At 62.4% G+C, this 13,758-nt stretch carries 16 protein-coding genes; 10 read left to right on the top strand and 6 right to left on the bottom strand.

The genetic code is table 11. The features are described 5' to 3' along the window. Positions 1 to 6: 6 nt before the first annotated feature. Together rpoD and IM701_RS06275 are read left to right on the top strand one after the other, a co-directional pair. Positions 7 to 2,010: an RNA polymerase sigma factor RpoD gene (gene rpoD, locus IM701_RS06280; protein WP_193828118.1), complete on the top strand. Its 2,004-nt coding sequence runs from the start codon at positions 7 to 9 to the stop codon at positions 2,008 to 2,010. A gap of 122 nt (positions 2,011 to 2,132) precedes the next feature. Next, positions 2,133 to 2,837: an FkbM family methyltransferase gene (locus IM701_RS06275; RefSeq protein ID WP_230487824.1), complete on the top strand. Its 705-nt coding sequence runs from the start codon at positions 2,133 to 2,135 to the stop codon at positions 2,835 to 2,837. Positions 2,838 to 2,861: 24 nt separating this feature from the next. Here IM701_RS06275 and IM701_RS06270 read toward each other — a convergent pair whose 3' ends face one another. After that, positions 2,862 to 3,317, bottom strand: a complete 456-nt coding sequence (locus IM701_RS06270) for a DUF3237 domain-containing protein (RefSeq protein WP_193828116.1) — start codon at positions 3,315 to 3,317, stop codon at positions 2,862 to 2,864. Further along, positions 3,314 to 4,606 carry a flavin-dependent oxidoreductase gene (locus IM701_RS06265; protein WP_193828115.1) on the bottom strand — a complete coding sequence of 431 codons (1,293 nt, stop codon included), beginning with the start codon at positions 4,604 to 4,606 and terminating at the stop codon, positions 3,314 to 3,316. Before IM701_RS06265 ends, IM701_RS06270 begins: the two co-directional genes overlap by 4 nt. A gap of 200 nt (positions 4,607 to 4,806) precedes the next feature. On the opposite strand from IM701_RS06265, the gene rpiB reads away from it, so the two are divergent. The 5 genes from rpiB to IM701_RS06240 are packed head-to-tail and all read left to right on the top strand — an operon-like array spanning position 4,807 to position 8,003. Next, positions 4,807 to 5,244 carry a ribose 5-phosphate isomerase B gene (gene rpiB / locus IM701_RS06260; RefSeq protein ID WP_039331261.1) on the top strand — a complete coding sequence of 146 codons (438 nt, stop codon included), beginning with the start codon at positions 4,807 to 4,809 and terminating at the stop codon, positions 5,242 to 5,244. A gap of 14 nt (positions 5,245 to 5,258) precedes the next feature. After that, on the top strand, positions 5,259 to 6,569 hold the full coding sequence (gene glyA, locus IM701_RS06255; RefSeq protein WP_193828114.1) for a serine hydroxymethyltransferase: 1,311 nt from the start codon (positions 5,259 to 5,261) through the stop codon (positions 6,567 to 6,569). A gap of 4 nt (positions 6,570 to 6,573) precedes the next feature. Further along, on the top strand, positions 6,574 to 6,780 hold the full coding sequence (locus IM701_RS06250; protein WP_039331264.1) for a hypothetical protein: 207 nt from the start codon (positions 6,574 to 6,576) through the stop codon (positions 6,778 to 6,780). A gap of 3 nt (positions 6,781 to 6,783) precedes the next feature. Next, the gene (nrdR, locus tag IM701_RS06245) at positions 6,784 to 7,248 is read left to right on the top strand and encodes a transcriptional regulator NrdR (protein WP_039331266.1); all 465 of its coding nucleotides are present in this window, start codon (positions 6,784 to 6,786) and stop codon (positions 7,246 to 7,248) included. Between the two features lie 2 nt (positions 7,249 to 7,250). Further along, on the top strand, positions 7,251 to 8,003 hold the full coding sequence (locus IM701_RS06240) for an RNA methyltransferase (RefSeq protein WP_193828113.1): 753 nt from the start codon (positions 7,251 to 7,253) through the stop codon (positions 8,001 to 8,003). A 3-nt stretch (positions 8,004 to 8,006) separates the two neighbouring features. Here IM701_RS06240 and IM701_RS06235 read toward each other — a convergent pair whose 3' ends face one another. Continuing rightward, positions 8,007 to 8,309 carry a chorismate mutase gene (locus IM701_RS06235; RefSeq protein WP_193828112.1) on the bottom strand — a complete coding sequence of 101 codons (303 nt, stop codon included), beginning with the start codon at positions 8,307 to 8,309 and terminating at the stop codon, positions 8,007 to 8,009. 203 nt (positions 8,310 to 8,512) lie between these two features. On the opposite strand from IM701_RS06235, the gene rpsD reads away from it, so the two are divergent. Both rpsD and IM701_RS06225 read left to right on the top strand, forming a co-directional pair. Next, positions 8,513 to 9,124, top strand: coding sequence for a 30S ribosomal protein S4 (gene rpsD / locus IM701_RS06230; protein ID WP_039331270.1), 612 nt, complete (start codon positions 8,513 to 8,515; stop codon positions 9,122 to 9,124). A gap of 94 nt (positions 9,125 to 9,218) precedes the next feature. Next, positions 9,219 to 9,470: a hypothetical protein gene (locus IM701_RS06225; protein WP_230487823.1), complete on the top strand. Its 252-nt coding sequence runs from the start codon at positions 9,219 to 9,221 to the stop codon at positions 9,468 to 9,470. Here IM701_RS06225 and tgt read toward each other — a convergent pair. After that, positions 9,467 to 10,591 carry a tRNA guanosine(34) transglycosylase Tgt gene (gene tgt / locus IM701_RS06220; protein ID WP_193828111.1) on the bottom strand — a complete coding sequence of 375 codons (1,125 nt, stop codon included), beginning with the start codon at positions 10,589 to 10,591 and terminating at the stop codon, positions 9,467 to 9,469. The genes IM701_RS06225 and tgt overlap by 4 nt on opposite strands. Positions 10,592 to 10,653: 62 nt before the next feature. Between tgt and IM701_RS06215 the strand changes: the two genes are divergently transcribed. Further along, the gene (locus tag IM701_RS06215; protein ID WP_230487822.1) at positions 10,654 to 11,436 is read left to right on the top strand and encodes a TSUP family transporter; all 783 of its coding nucleotides are present in this window, start codon (positions 10,654 to 10,656) and stop codon (positions 11,434 to 11,436) included. Here IM701_RS06215 and IM701_RS06210 read toward each other — a convergent pair. Next, positions 11,433 to 12,623 (bottom strand): cytochrome P450, encoded by a 1,191-nt coding sequence (locus IM701_RS06210; RefSeq protein WP_193828110.1) that lies wholly within the window; start codon positions 12,621 to 12,623, stop codon positions 11,433 to 11,435. The two genes, IM701_RS06215 and IM701_RS06210, sit on opposite strands and share 4 nt — an antisense overlap. Before the next feature lie 62 nt (positions 12,624 to 12,685). After that, a complete protein-coding gene (queA, locus tag IM701_RS06205) occupies positions 12,686 to 13,729 on the bottom strand; it encodes a tRNA preQ1(34) S-adenosylmethionine ribosyltransferase-isomerase QueA (RefSeq protein WP_193828109.1) in 1,044 nt (347 codons plus the stop codon). Between the last annotated feature and the right edge of the window lie 29 nt (positions 13,730 to 13,758).

The following is a 13,758-nucleotide window of genomic DNA, read 5'->3' as shown; positions in this document are numbered from 1 at the left end:
GGTTAAATGGCTTCGAACGACAAGACCGATAGCGGCGACGCTCCGCTGATCGACCTCAACGATGCATCGATCAAGAAGTTGATCGCGCGCGCCAAGCGCCGCGGGATCATCACGTATGACGAGCTGAACGAGGCCCTTCCCCAGGACCAGATGTCTTCCGAGCAGATCGAAGACATCATGGCCGCGATCTCCGAGATGGGCGTCAACATCGTCGAGAGCGACGAGGACGCGGTTGATCCCGAGGAAAAGGCTCAGGACGACGAACTCGACGAAGCCGAGACCGTCGAGGACCGCCCGGACGTTATCAAGCGCAAGGAAACGGTCGAGCGGACCGACGACCCGGTGCGCATGTATCTGCGTGAAATGGGCGCCGTTGAACTGCTCAGCCGCGAGGGCGAAATCGCCATCGCCAAGCGCATCGAGGCCGGTCGCGACACCATGATCATGGGCCTGTGCGAGAGCCCGATCACATTCCACGCCATCATCCAGTGGTCCGACGCGCTGAACGCCGGCGAGATGCAGCTGCGCGAGATTCTCGATCTCGACGCCATGCTTTCGAAGGAACCGCAGCCCGAAAACCTGTCGGAAGACGGTGAAGAGGCCGAGCCCGAAATCAGCGAAGCCACCGCCGGCCCCACCTTCAAGGAAGAAGAGGACGTCGAGGAGGAAGAATCCTCCGACGACGAGGACGACGAACTGCGCGAGCGCCGCGCCCGTCCGGCCGAGGAAGAAGAAGAGGACAACACCCTCAGCCTCGCCCAGATGGAAGCGCAGTTGAAGCCGGCAGCGCTTGAGCGCTTTGCCGAAATCACCTCGCTGTTCCGTGCCTTCGAGAAGATCCAGGCAGAGCGTCTCGACGCTCTTGGCATGGGCAATGATTTCCCCGCCGCCAAGGAAGCGCAGTACCAGAAGCTGCGCGAAGACCTGACGGCGCAGGTGGAATCCGTGCAGTTCCACGCTTCGAAGATCGAATACCTCGTCGACAATCTCTACGCCTTCAATCGTCGCCTGACGACGCTGGGCGGCCAGATGCTGCGCCTTGCCGAGCGCCACAAGGTGTCGCGCAAGGACTTCCTCGACATGTATGTCGGGCATGAGCTTGACGACGGTTGGCTGCAAGCCTTGGCCGGCCGCGACAAGAAGTGGGCAGCGTTTGCTGCGAACGAGGCAGCTCCGGTTGAGCGTATTCGGGCCGAGATTGCCGACATCGCGGCTGCCACCGGCATGTCGCTGGGCGAATTCCGCCGCATCGTGAACATGGTCCAGAAAGGCGAGCGTGAAGCACGCATCGCAAAGAAGGAAATGGTCGAGGCCAACCTGCGCCTCGTGATCTCCATCGCCAAGAAGTACACGAACCGCGGCCTGCAGTTCCTTGACCTCATTCAGGAAGGCAACATCGGCCTGATGAAGGCGGTCGACAAGTTCGAATACCGCCGCGGCTACAAGTTCTCGACCTATGCCACCTGGTGGATCAGGCAGGCCATCACCCGCTCGATCGCAGATCAGGCCCGAACGATCCGTATCCCGGTCCACATGATCGAGACGATCAACAAGCTGGTTCGCACCAGCCGCCAGTTCCTGCACGAGCAGGGCCGCGAACCGACGCCTGAAGAAATGGCCGAGCGTCTGTCGATGCCGCTCGAAAAGGTTCGCAAGGTGATGAAGATCGCCAAGGAGCCGATCTCCCTCGAAACGCCCATCGGCGACGAGGAAGATTCCCACCTCGGCGATTTCATCGAGGACAAGAACGCGATCATTCCGGTCGATGCGGCGATCCAGGCCAACCTGAAGGAAACGGTCACCCGCGTGCTTGCCAGCCTCACCCCGCGTGAAGAGCGCGTGCTGCGCATGCGCTTCGGTATCGGCATGAACACCGACCACACGCTGGAAGAAGTCGGCCAGCAGTTCTCGGTCACCCGCGAACGTATTCGTCAGATCGAGGCCAAGGCGCTGCGCAAGCTCAAGCATCCGTCGCGGTCGCGCAAGATGCGCTCGTTCCTCGACCAGTAAGCAATCCGCTGATGGAAGGCGCTGCCCCCGGACCAGTTCTGGAATGGGGGTATCGTCCCGAAAGTTGGCCATTGCGCGAACTGCGGAGGCAGTTGCGAGATCTGCAGACGCATTTTCCCGCGGTGCGTCGCGCAAAGTTTTCGGCCTACAACCTTGCCACGCGCCATCTTGGCCTGTTTGTCGACCCCGAGATACGACTGCTGCGAAAGCTCGCCCCGCTGGACCTCGCGATCGACATAGGCGGCAATTGGGGGCAAAGCGTTGTGGCCTTGCAGCGCTATGCACGGCCGCGAAAGATCATCACCATCGAACCGATCCCCTCGCTGGCGGAAGAACTTCGCCAGCGATTCTCAGGGGACAGCGACGTGGATGTGCGTGAGATTGCACTCGGCGCTGCAACTGGCGAACAGCACATCCACGTGCCGCGCTATCGCAACTTCGTCTATGACGGCATTGCCTCTCTTGACCGCGAAGCTGCGGTCCAGTGGCTTGATAAGCGGCGCATGGCGCGTTTCACGCCAGATCGGCTTGTAATCGACAGCTATAAGGTAAGGATCGAGAAGCTCGACGCGCTGGAACTCGCCCCGGACATCATCAAGATTGACGTGCAAGGCTTCGAATCGCAAGTCATCGGCGGTGGCATCAAAACGATCGCCTCGCATCAGCCGGTGATCTTGATCGAACGGCCCGACGCGTCTGCCGTTGCGGTCCTCGGCAAAATCGGTCTGTCGCCTTATGGTTGGAACGGAAAACGCCTCGCGCCGGGCGATCTCACCCGCAAGAATGCGATCTTCCTCTCCAGCCGACACCGCGCATTGCTGGACTGACTTCCGGACCTGCAGTCAAGCTTGCTAGTCAATCCTGTAGACCGCCAGGCGGACCGTATTCCCAACCTTCCCGCCCTTTGCGATGAACAGGGCGCGGTTGACCCAATCGTATCCGGCATGTCCGGCCTCGAGCCGGATCGCCGTGCGCATGTAGTACTCGGCCGGGTCGACTTCCTCGCCCCCAGCAATGCGCGCATGCACCTCTGCCGTTGCGTGGCGAATGCCTTGGCTGATGACTTCGATCACCGCGCCGTCGCTGGTCTGGATCGCATAGCGGGCATCCAGTTCGGCGATCCCTCCGCGTGAGACGGTCTGCCAGTCGGCCCCGATTGGCAGAATGCGGCCGCCGAGCAGCGGTCCATCGGCGCTACCTCCGACAATCGGGATGATCCGCCGGACACCCATTGGGCATTCGCCCATCTCGTGGGGCCTCGACAGTTCGACAACCAGATCGGTCACATGGGTCAGCGCAATGGTCACGCGGGCACCCTGGCGACTTGCGCACCTTCAGGAATGGTCCTCGGCGCGCCGTTCAGGCGGTCCTTGGCAAAGCCCGCAGCCTGCTGGTAGGCCAGCATGAAGGCACTTCGCTCCGCAGCCGGGATGACATCGTCGATATTCTCGAACTGACCGCCGCAACGTTCGTCCACCATATTGAGCAGGCCAAACGGGCCCGCCCCGCGGTTGCGCATCGCGACCTGGCCGATCGGGCCACAGAATTCGGCGTCGAACTGGGCAAGCGCCTCGGGCGTGACGCCGCGCTCCACCATGATGCGTCCAATCTGGCGTGCGTCGACAATTGCCTGCGAGGCGCCGTTGGACCCCGTGGGATACATCGGATGTGCCGCGTCCCCAATCAGCCCGACCGGCCCATCGACCCAGGTCGGCAAGGGATCGCGATCTATCATCGGGTTCTCGTAAGCCATGTCCGACTTTGCCAGCAGAGCCGGCAGATCAAGCCAGTCATAGACGAACCCGTCGAACTCGTGCGCAAACTCCGCCATTTCGACAGGCCTGAACCATCCCGACTTGGTCCAGTCGTGACTGGTGTCGTACGTCTGCTCGGCGATCCAGTTGATATCGGACAAGCCGTCCGCATCCGGGTGCGAAATCGGGTAGATCACCACGCGATGCCGGCTCGTGCCAAGGCCGACGAACGATGATCCCGAACGGATCGGTACGCCCTTGGCAGTGCCGCGCCACATGATCGTGCCGCCCCAGTGGATCGGAGGCTGATCGGGGTGCATCTGCGCGCGGATTGCCGAATGTATGCCGTCTGCCCCGAACAGCAGCGTTCCTGCCGCCTCTTCGACTTTGCCCGAGCGGTCCTCGACCAAGGCGGTGACCGAACCATTCGCTTCCATGCGATAGCCCGTAACCTTGCTGCCCAGTCTCACCGCTTGCGGCCCGATGCGCTCGATCACCTTGCGGTAGAGCAGCATGTGGAATTCGCCGCGGTGCACGGCATACTGGTGCCAGTTATACCCGGCCAGCTTGCCACGCGGTTCGGAGTAGATCTCGCGTCCATTCAGCCCGACCAGGGCCCACTCACGCGCCGGAATGCCCACGGCATCCATCTCGGCCTCACCGATGCCGAGGTCTTCGAGTTCGCGAACGGCGTTGGGCTGGAGATTTATGCCGACACCCAGCGGCTTCAATTCACGAACGGATTCGAAGACCGTGCAGGAGACCCCGATCTGGTGGAGCGTCAGTGCGAGCGTGAGCCCGCCAATGCCGCCCCCGGCGATGAGCACGTGTTCCTGCGGCATTCCTGTTCGTCCCGTCCGATCCTGAATGCCGGGCCTTTACGCATCGCGCGATCCGGTCGCAACCGCCATGACGCTCCCACCTGTTAGGATGAGCCCCATCGGGCAGATTTCCTCCAGCGATTTGCGGTGGCTTGTTGCGCTGCAAGAGCCTATGGGCGCGCCAACGAATCCCCTAATACCGCTGTCGAGTAACGATCCCCATGCGTATCGCCATCGCTTCCGATCACGCCGCTGTCGACCTGAAGGCCGCACTGCGTGAGTATCTCATCGGCCTTGGCCATGAAGTTGCCGACCTCGGGCCAGAGACCGCCGATCGCGTCGACTATCCCGACTATGGCTACAAACTGGCCTCGGTGGTAGCCGAAGGCATTGCCGAGCGGGGCGTCGCCCTGTGCGGATCAGGTATCGGCATCTCGATCGCAGTAAACCGCGAACCGGCCTGCCGCTGCGCACTGGTTTCGGAACCGCTCTCCGCAGCACTCGCGCGCGAACACAACGATGCAAATGTCATTGCGATGGGCGCACGCCTGACTGGCGAGGACATGGCCAAGGCCTGTCTTGACGCATTTCTTTCCACCGAATTCGGCGGTGGCCGCCATGCCGGCCGCGTCGAAAAGCTTTCCAACCCCGCAATCTGAAGGAGCCCCCAGAGATGACCACCGCCACAGCAGCGCCGGAAATCCGCAAAGCCGGCTTCTTCACCGAGCATCTGGAAACGGCCGATGCCGAAGTGTTCGCCGCCATCAAGGGTGAGCTGCACCGCCAGCAGACCAAGATCGAGCTGATCGCTTCGGAAAACATCACCAGCCGTGCCGTGCTCGAAGCCACCGGATCGGTTTTCACCAACAAGTACGCCGAAGGCTACCCGGGCAAGCGCTACTACGGTGGGTGCGAATACGCCGATATCGTCGAGAACCTGGCGATCGAGCGCGCCAAGCAGCTGTTCGGATGCAACTTCGCCAACGTTCAGCCCAACTCGGGCAGCCAGATGAACCAGGCCGTGTTTCTCGCGCTGCTGCAGCCGGGTGACAGCTTCATGGGCCTCGACCTGAATTCGGGTGGCCATCTCACCCACGGCAGCCCCGTGAACATGAGCGGCAAGTGGTTCAACGTGATCCCTTACGGCGTGCGCCCTGACGATCACATGATCGACATGGACGAGGTCGCCCGTCTTGCCCGAGAGCACAGGCCCAAGCTGATCATCGCCGGTGGCACCGCCTATTCACGCACCTGGGACTGGGCCGCCTTCCGCGCCATTGCCGATGAAATCGGCGCGTGGCTGCTGGTCGACATGTCGCACATTTCGGGCCTCGTTGCAGGCGGCGCCCACCCCTCGCCGTTCCCGCATGCCCACGTCGTCACCACGACGACCCACAAGAGCCTGCGCGGCCCGCGTTCGGGCGTGATCCTCACCAATGACGAGGATCTGGCCAAGAAGTTCAACACCGCCGTATTCCCCGGCCTCCAGGGCGGTCCGCTGGTCCACGTCATCGCGGGCAAGGCGGTTGCCTTTGGTGAAGCGCTGCGCCCCGAATTCAAGGCCTATGCCCATCAGATCGTCGCCAATGCCAAGGCGCTTGCCGAAAGCATCAAGGACGCCGGCCTCGGCATCGTTTCCGGCGGCACTGACAACCATCTTATGCTGGTTGATCTGACTGCCAAGGACGTGACCGGCAAGGCCGCCGAGAAGGGTCTCGATCGCGCCTGGCTCACCTGCAACAAGAACGGCGTCCCGTTCGACAAGCGCTCCCCCTTCGTCACTTCGGGCATCCGCCTCGGCACGCCGGCTGGCACCACCCGCGGTTTCCGCGAGGAAGAGTTCCGCACCATCGGCAAGCTGATCGTGGAAGTGGTCGATGGCCTTGCGCGCAACGGCGATGAGGGCGATGGTCAGGTCGAACAGCGCGTGCGCGATCGCGTCGCGGAGCTTTGCGCGCAGTTCCCGATCTATCCGGAGCTGTAAGCTTATGAACGACCACGACGATCTCGCCGCTCGCGCCAAGCAGGAAATCTCCGGCATGGCCAAGGAGGGCATGGCCCACCCATCGACCAAGCCGGTCCTGACCGGCGCGGCCATCGGGGCGGTGGCCGGTGTGCTCCTTCCTGTCGTCTCGCTCCCGCTTGGCCTTGCCGTGGGTGCTGGCATTGCCTTCTGGCAGAGGATCAAGCGCTAAGCCGTGCGTTGCCCGTTCTGCGCCCATGACAACAGCCAGGTGAAGGACAGCCGGCCGAGCGAGGACAACACCTCGATCCGCCGGCGCCGTCAGTGCGAAGGCTGCGGGGCGCGGTTCACGACGTTCGAGCGGGTGCAGTTGCGTGAGGTCGTCGTAGTCAAGAGCGGGGAACGACGTGAACCGTTCGACCGGTTCAAGATCGAACAATCGGTTTCGCTCGCCTGCCGCAAACGCCCCGTCGCCCAAGAGCGCCTCGACCAGCTCGTGTCGGGCATACAGCGCCAGATCGAAACCATGGGCGATTCAGAAGTCCCATCCAAGGTCATCGGAGAGATGGTCATGGAAGGTCTGCGCCAGCTTGATAGCGTGGCCTACATCCGCTTTGCCAGCGTCTATCGCGATTTCACCGAAGCGCGTGACTTTGAAGAATTCGCTTCAAGCGTCCAGGAAATGAGCGGCCGCGCCTGAACATGACCGATACTGAACAGCGCCAGCCGGTCATCGTCCTGGTCCGCCCCCAGCTTGGCGAGAACATCGGCAAGGCCGCACGTGCCATGCTCAATTTCGGCCTGACCGAGATGCGACTTGTATCTCCCCGTGATGGCTGGCCCAATCCATCCGCCGGTCCCGCCGCTGCTGGTGCCGACAGGGTTCTGGAGAAGGCACAGGTCTTCGATACCCTCGCCGATGCCGTCAGCGATTGCTCGCATGTCTTCGCCACTACTGTCCGCAAGCGTGGCGTGACCAAGCCCGTGCTGACGCCGGAACAGGCAGCGAAGGATATCATCGCCGCGCAGGGCCGCAGCGCGATCATCTTCGGGCCGGAACGGTCAGGCCTTGAGACGGACGACGTGGCGCTGGCCCGCGCCATCATCACCGTACCGATCAACCCGGAATTCGGTTCTCTCAACCTCGCTCAGGCTGTCATCCTGTGTGCGTACGAGTGGTCGAAGCACGTCGATCTGGTTCAGCCTACCGTAGAGGACATGCTGCCCCCTGCCCCGCAGGAAGAGTTTGAAGGCATGTTCGAACAGCTTTGCACGATGCTTGAACCGCGCGGCTACTTCGAGCCCGAGGCACGGGCCGCCGCAACGCGGCGTACATTGCGCACCATGCTGACCAAACCAGGCTGGAATCATCTCGAAGTCCGCACCATGCGCGGCGTGCTGAGCGCCCTGCGCCGCAAAGAAGGCTCGAAGCCGGGCGACGAGCCACGCAGTTGAACTTCAGTCGTCGATTGCGCGATGGCTACGCTGGGCTTGTACCGCATCTGCGGCGTCCATCAGCCGGTCCCAGAAATCGGTCACAAGCCCGACGGGAATACCGAGCTCGAAAGCGCGACGACGAATCACCGTCATCTGGGCCTTGCGCTCGTCGTCAGAAAGCTCTCGTTGAGCCGTAGTGCTTGCAGCCAACCCAAATCGTTGAGATAGAAGCGAAAGTATTTGAAGGTCGATTGCCTCCAACCCGCCGGAAAGGGATTCCAACGGCTGCGACTGGTCAGAACGAGGCGGCCCTTCGTGCATCATTTTCAATAGCACCCCAATTTCGCTGCCCTGTCTATGGCCGCTGCCCTTGACAAAGGGCTAATTGTCTGTTCTTGGCCGCGCTTCGCAATTGGCCCTGCACTCCCGGTGAAGCGGTGGCCGCACTTCGCAATTGGCAAAGTGGTGCGTGTCCGGGACTTGAAGCATCGGCGCACTGCCGGTGCAGGCAGATTGAAAGGCAGCGCATGTCCAAGCGCAAGGCATCCAAGTACAAAATTGATCGCCGTCTCGGCGAAAACATCTGGGGTCGTCCCAAGTCGTCGGTGAACCGCCGCTCGTATGGCCCGGGCCAGCACGGCCAGCGCCGCAAGAGCAAGGTCTCGGACTTCGGCATCCAGCTCCGCGCCAAGCAGAAGCTCAAGGGCTACTACGGCGACGTGACCGAGAAGCAGTTCAAGCGCACCTACCAGGAAGCGTCGAAAATGAAGGGCGACACCGGTCAGAACCTGATCGGCCTGCTCGAACAGCGCCTTGACATGGTCGTGTACCGCGCCAAGTTCGCGCCGACCATCTTCTCGGCTCGCCAGGTCGTTTCTCACGGTCACATCTACGTCAACGGCGTGAAGTGCAACATCGCCTCGCGTCGCGTTCGCCCCGGCGACGTTATCAGCCTCGGCAAGAAGGCCAAGGAAATGGCCCTCATCGCTGAAGCGCAGTCGCTGCCCGAGCGTGAAGTTCCCGACTACGTCGCCGCCGAAGGCGACAAGGCCACCTTCACCCGCGTTCCGACGCTGGACGAAGTACCCTATCCGGTGAAGATGGAACCGAACCTGGTCGTCGAATTCTATTCGCGCTGATCGGTATTCCAACCACTGCGACACATGGAAGAGGCGGGGCGCAAGCTCCGCCTTTTTCGTATGTGCAAACAAGCTGTTACGTGTCGTTTCGCAGGTGAAATTTACAGCAATTCTGGGAACTCTCGAGGCACGCGACCATTGGGAAGGCATGTGTCTCTATCGCTTCGTCACCCCGCATCGCATCGGCAAATGGTATCCGGACTTGCTCACCGCGCAGCGCCAGGCTTTCGCCATCGGCGCCGGCTTTCTCGATGAGCGTACCGGCGAATTCTATGCCTACAAGGACACGAGGCTGGAAACGCAGGACCCGGTGATGCAGGACGGTGCAGAGGGCATTGCCGCCTAACGCGCGAAGTAGTCCCGTCTGAAATCGGCTGCGAAGGCCGCAAAGCGCCCTTCTGCGATCGCCGCGCGCATGCCTGCCATGAGTTGCTGGTAAAACCACAGGTTATGCTCGGTCAGCAGCATGGCCCCAAGCATTTCGCCCGACTTGTGCAGGTGGTGCAGGTAGGCGCGGCTGTACTTGGTGCAAGTCGGGCACGGACAGCGTTCGTCGAGAGGGCCGGTATCTTCCGCATGCCGGGCGTTGCGTATGTTCACCGGACCGTTCCACGTAAATCCCTGCCCATTGCGCCCGGACCGGGTCGGCAGGACGCAATCGAACATGTCGACCCCGCGCTCGACCGCGCCGACCAGGTCATCGGGCTTGCCGACGCCCATCAGATAGCGCGGACGATCCGCAGGCAACTGCTGCGGCGCGAAGTCGAGCGTAGCGAACATCGCCTCCTGCCCTTCCCCCACGGCAAGGCCACCAATGGCATAGCCGTCGAACCCGATGTCGGTCAGGGCGTCGGCACTGGCCTTGCGCAAGCCTTCGTCAAGCGCGCCCTGCTGAATTCCGAACAGCGCCGCGCGTTCGGCATGTTCGGCCCCGGCGTTGAAAGCTTCGCGACTGCGCCTTGCCCAGCGCATCGACATTTCCATAGATTTTGCGATCACATCGCGCGGCTGGTCGGCGCGCGGGCATTCGTCGAAGCACATGACGATGTCGGACCCCAGCAGACGCTGGATTTCCATCGAACGCTCCGGGCTCAACAAGTGACGCGAACCGTCGAGGTGGCTGGCGAAGGTCACGCCTTCCTCGGTGATCTTGCGTAAGTCCGAAAGGCTCATCACCTGGTAGCCGCCACTGTCAGTCAGGATCGGGCGGTCCCAACCGCCAAACTTGTGCAGGCCACCCAGACGCGCGACACGCTCTGCTCCGGGGCGGAGCATAAGGTGATACGTGTTGCCTAGGATGATGTCCGCACCGCTGGCGTGCACGTCTTCCATCTTCATCGCCTTTACCGTTGCGGCGGTACCTACCGGCATGAACGCCGGGGTGCGGATATCACCGCGCATCATCCGGATCGTCCCGGTGCGCGCCTTTCCGTCGGTGGCGTGGATATCGAAGGCAAAACGGGTCATCGTGCGGAGATCTCGGCAAAAAGAGTGTTGCGGCCCTTAGGCGCAATCGCCAAAGCGCGCAAATGCCAGACCTGCTGCTGATAGAACCCGCCCATCTCGATCTCTGGTTCTACCCGGCGTTGACCTGCGTTGCGGTGCTTTCGGGGTTCATCGACGCCGTGGCGGGCGGCGGCGGGCTGGTGATGATGCCGGTGCTGCTCTCCACCCCCCTGCCCCCGCATGTGGTGCTGGGGACCAACAAGATCCAGTCAATGTGCGGCACATCGATGGCCACGTGGCGCTATCACAAGGCAGGTCTGTTCAGTTTCCGCAAGAACGCCGCGACTGCCGCCATCGTTTTTGTCGGCGCAATGGCAGGATCGCTGGCAATTCAGCACCTTAGCGCGGACGTCCTCAAACTCGTCGTGCCAGTGCTGCTGATTGCTGTGGCGCTCTACACTGTCCTGTCGCCGGGCATGACCGACGAAGACCGCAAGGGCCGCCTGTCCGAGCGCGGCTACATGCCGGTAGGGGGCGGGGTTGCGTTTTACGATGGCTTTTTCGGGCCGGGCGCCGGACAGTTCTTTGCAACAACGCTGGTTGGCTTGCGGGGCATGGGGCTTACCCGTGCCACTGGCCTGACGAAATTTCTCAACGTCACCAGCAACATAGCCAGTGTGATCGTGTTCAGCATCGGTGGCCAGGCGATGTGGATTCTCGGGGCTTGCATGGGCGTCGGTGCCATGACCGGCGCGTGGATCGGCTCGCACTATGCCACCAAGTTCGGCGCCAAGGTGATCCGCCCGCTGCTCGTGGTGGTGAGCATCGGGCTGACCGTGCGACTGGTATGGGGCTGGTTTTCCTAGGGATTCCAGACCAATGGCAGCGAAGTGCAGGCACCGACGTTGCCGCCCTTCATGGTGACGGGACGCTCCGGATCAAGGCGAACCGCGGGCATGCCAGCAAGCCACTCCTCAAGAAAAACAATCACTTCCATGCGCGCAAGGCCTGCGCCGACGCAGCGGTGGGCGCCCACGCCCATCGTGGTGTGTCGGATCGGGGTCAGGCCGCGGTCGAAACGCACCTCTTCCGGCGCAGAAAAGCTTCTCGGATCAAGGTTATGGAGTACGCTGGGCAAGTAGACCAGGTCACCGGCACGGATCGTGACGCCGTCGATTTGGATATCTCCAACTGCATTGCGACTCACGGCAACTGTCGGGTAGCGACGCATCAACTCATCGGCAACTGCGGGCAACTCTCGCGGGTTGTGGCGCATCCACTTCTGGTGCTCGGGGTGCCTCGCCAAGTGGAGCGCGACCATCCCGATCATCGCAGCAACCGTATCGAGTCCACCGAACAGAAGATTGCGGCACATCCGCCGCGCCTCGTCCACCGTCCACGGCCTGCCGTCGACCGGTTCCGACAGGATGCGGCTGAAGAGGTCGTCGCCGGGCTGCGCCATGCGCCTTTCAATAAAGGGCCACAAGTAATCGTCAGCCGCCTGCCGGAGTTGTTCGACCGTCATCGAACCGTCAGGGCGCGTGAGTTGGACACCGAGCTGGCGAAGTCGAGGACGGTCTTCGAGCGGTACGTCGATCAGGGTGAGGAAGATGTTCAGCGGCAGGATTTCGGCGAAGTCGCTGACGAAATCGCACTCGCCACGCGGGCGCAGCCCCTCGATCAGTTCGCGCGCGACTTCACGCACCTTGGGTTCCAAGGCGACGACAAAACGGGAGGCAAGGCCCTTCATCACGGGCGTGCGATACGCCTTGTGCGCTGCTCCGTCCTCCTGCAGCGGAATGAACTGCATGACTTCGCCAAGGCCCGGAGTCACGGCAAGGCACTGATTGGAGAGCCTTTCTGCATCTCCCCACAGTTGGCGCACAACGTCACCGCGCGCTGCGATCCAATGACCGCCATTGACCGTAGTCCACACAAGACCGGGGCCATCAAGCAGCGTCTTCCACGCGGCGAAGTAATCGCTCTCCACCCCTGGCGGATTGAAGATGTCGAAATCCACCACCCGGTCTGCCGGAACGTGTGCCGGTATCATGCCCTTCTCCCATATCTGTTGGGGGGCAGGCTAGTCGGCACACCGTCGGCCGAAACTGCGCTTTATGGCAGGAGCAGGCTGGAATCGCCGTAGGAGTAGAAGCGGTAGCCGCTGGCAATGGCATGGGCATAGGCCGCCTGCATCCGGTCGAGCCCCATCAGCGCCGAAACGAGCATGAACAATGTGGACTTGGGCAGGTGGAAGTTGGTCATCAGCCCGTCGATTGCGCGGAAGCTGTAGCCCGGCGTGATGAAGATCGCGGTATCGCCTTCGAACGGGCGAATGACCCTGTCTTCGCCCGCCGCGCTCTCAAGCAGGCGGAGCGAGGTGGTGCCGACGGCGATAACGCGGTTGCCGTCCGCGCGGGCGGCGTTGAGACGGTCTGCAGTGGCGGAGTCGATCGTGCCCCACTCGGCGTGCATCTGGTGGTCCTTGGTGTCGTCGGCCTTGACCGGCAGGAACGTGCCTGCGCCAACATGCAGGGTGAGCGTTTCAGTGCGGACGCCGCGCTCGGCAATCGCTTCCATGAGGCGCGGCGTGAAGTGCAGCGCGGCGGTGGGGGCGGCGACGGCGCCATCCTTGGCCGCAAACATCGTCTGGTAGTCTTCGCGGTCTCGCTCGTCGGTGGGGCGCTTGCCGGCAATATAGGGCGGCAGCGGCATTTGCCCTGCCCGTTCCAGCAGGACCTCGACGGGCTCTTCGCCGGGAAAGAACAACGTCCAGCTGCCATCGGGAAAGCGGCTTTCTGCAAAGGCAGACACGCCAGCGCCGAACCTGATCTCGTCTCCCTCCCGCAGGCGTTTGCCGTTGCGAACGAAGGCCTGCCAACGGCGCAGGTCGATCCGCTTGTGGAGCGTGGCGCCGATGCGCGCCCCCTCACCGTTCAAGCTTGGACGCTGGCCTTCAAGCTGGGCTGGAATGACACGCGTGTCGTTGAACACCAAAACATCGCCGGGATTCAACAGCGAGGGCAGATCAAGCACTGTGAGGTCACGGAACGGCCCGTCCATGCCAACGCCAAGTAGGCGCGCCGAATCACGCGGCCGGGCGGGACGCAGGGCAATATTTTCCTGAGGCAGTTCGAAGTCGAAGAGATCTACGCGCATGGGCGCGCCCTAGCCGCAATTGGGCAAGG

The sequence above is a fragment of the Novosphingobium sp. ES2-1 genome (assembly GCF_015169775.1).
Taxonomy (GTDB): Bacteria; Pseudomonadota; Alphaproteobacteria; order Sphingomonadales; family Sphingomonadaceae; genus Novosphingobium; species Novosphingobium subterraneum.
This window is presented reverse-complemented; position numbering and strand designations above follow the sequence as displayed.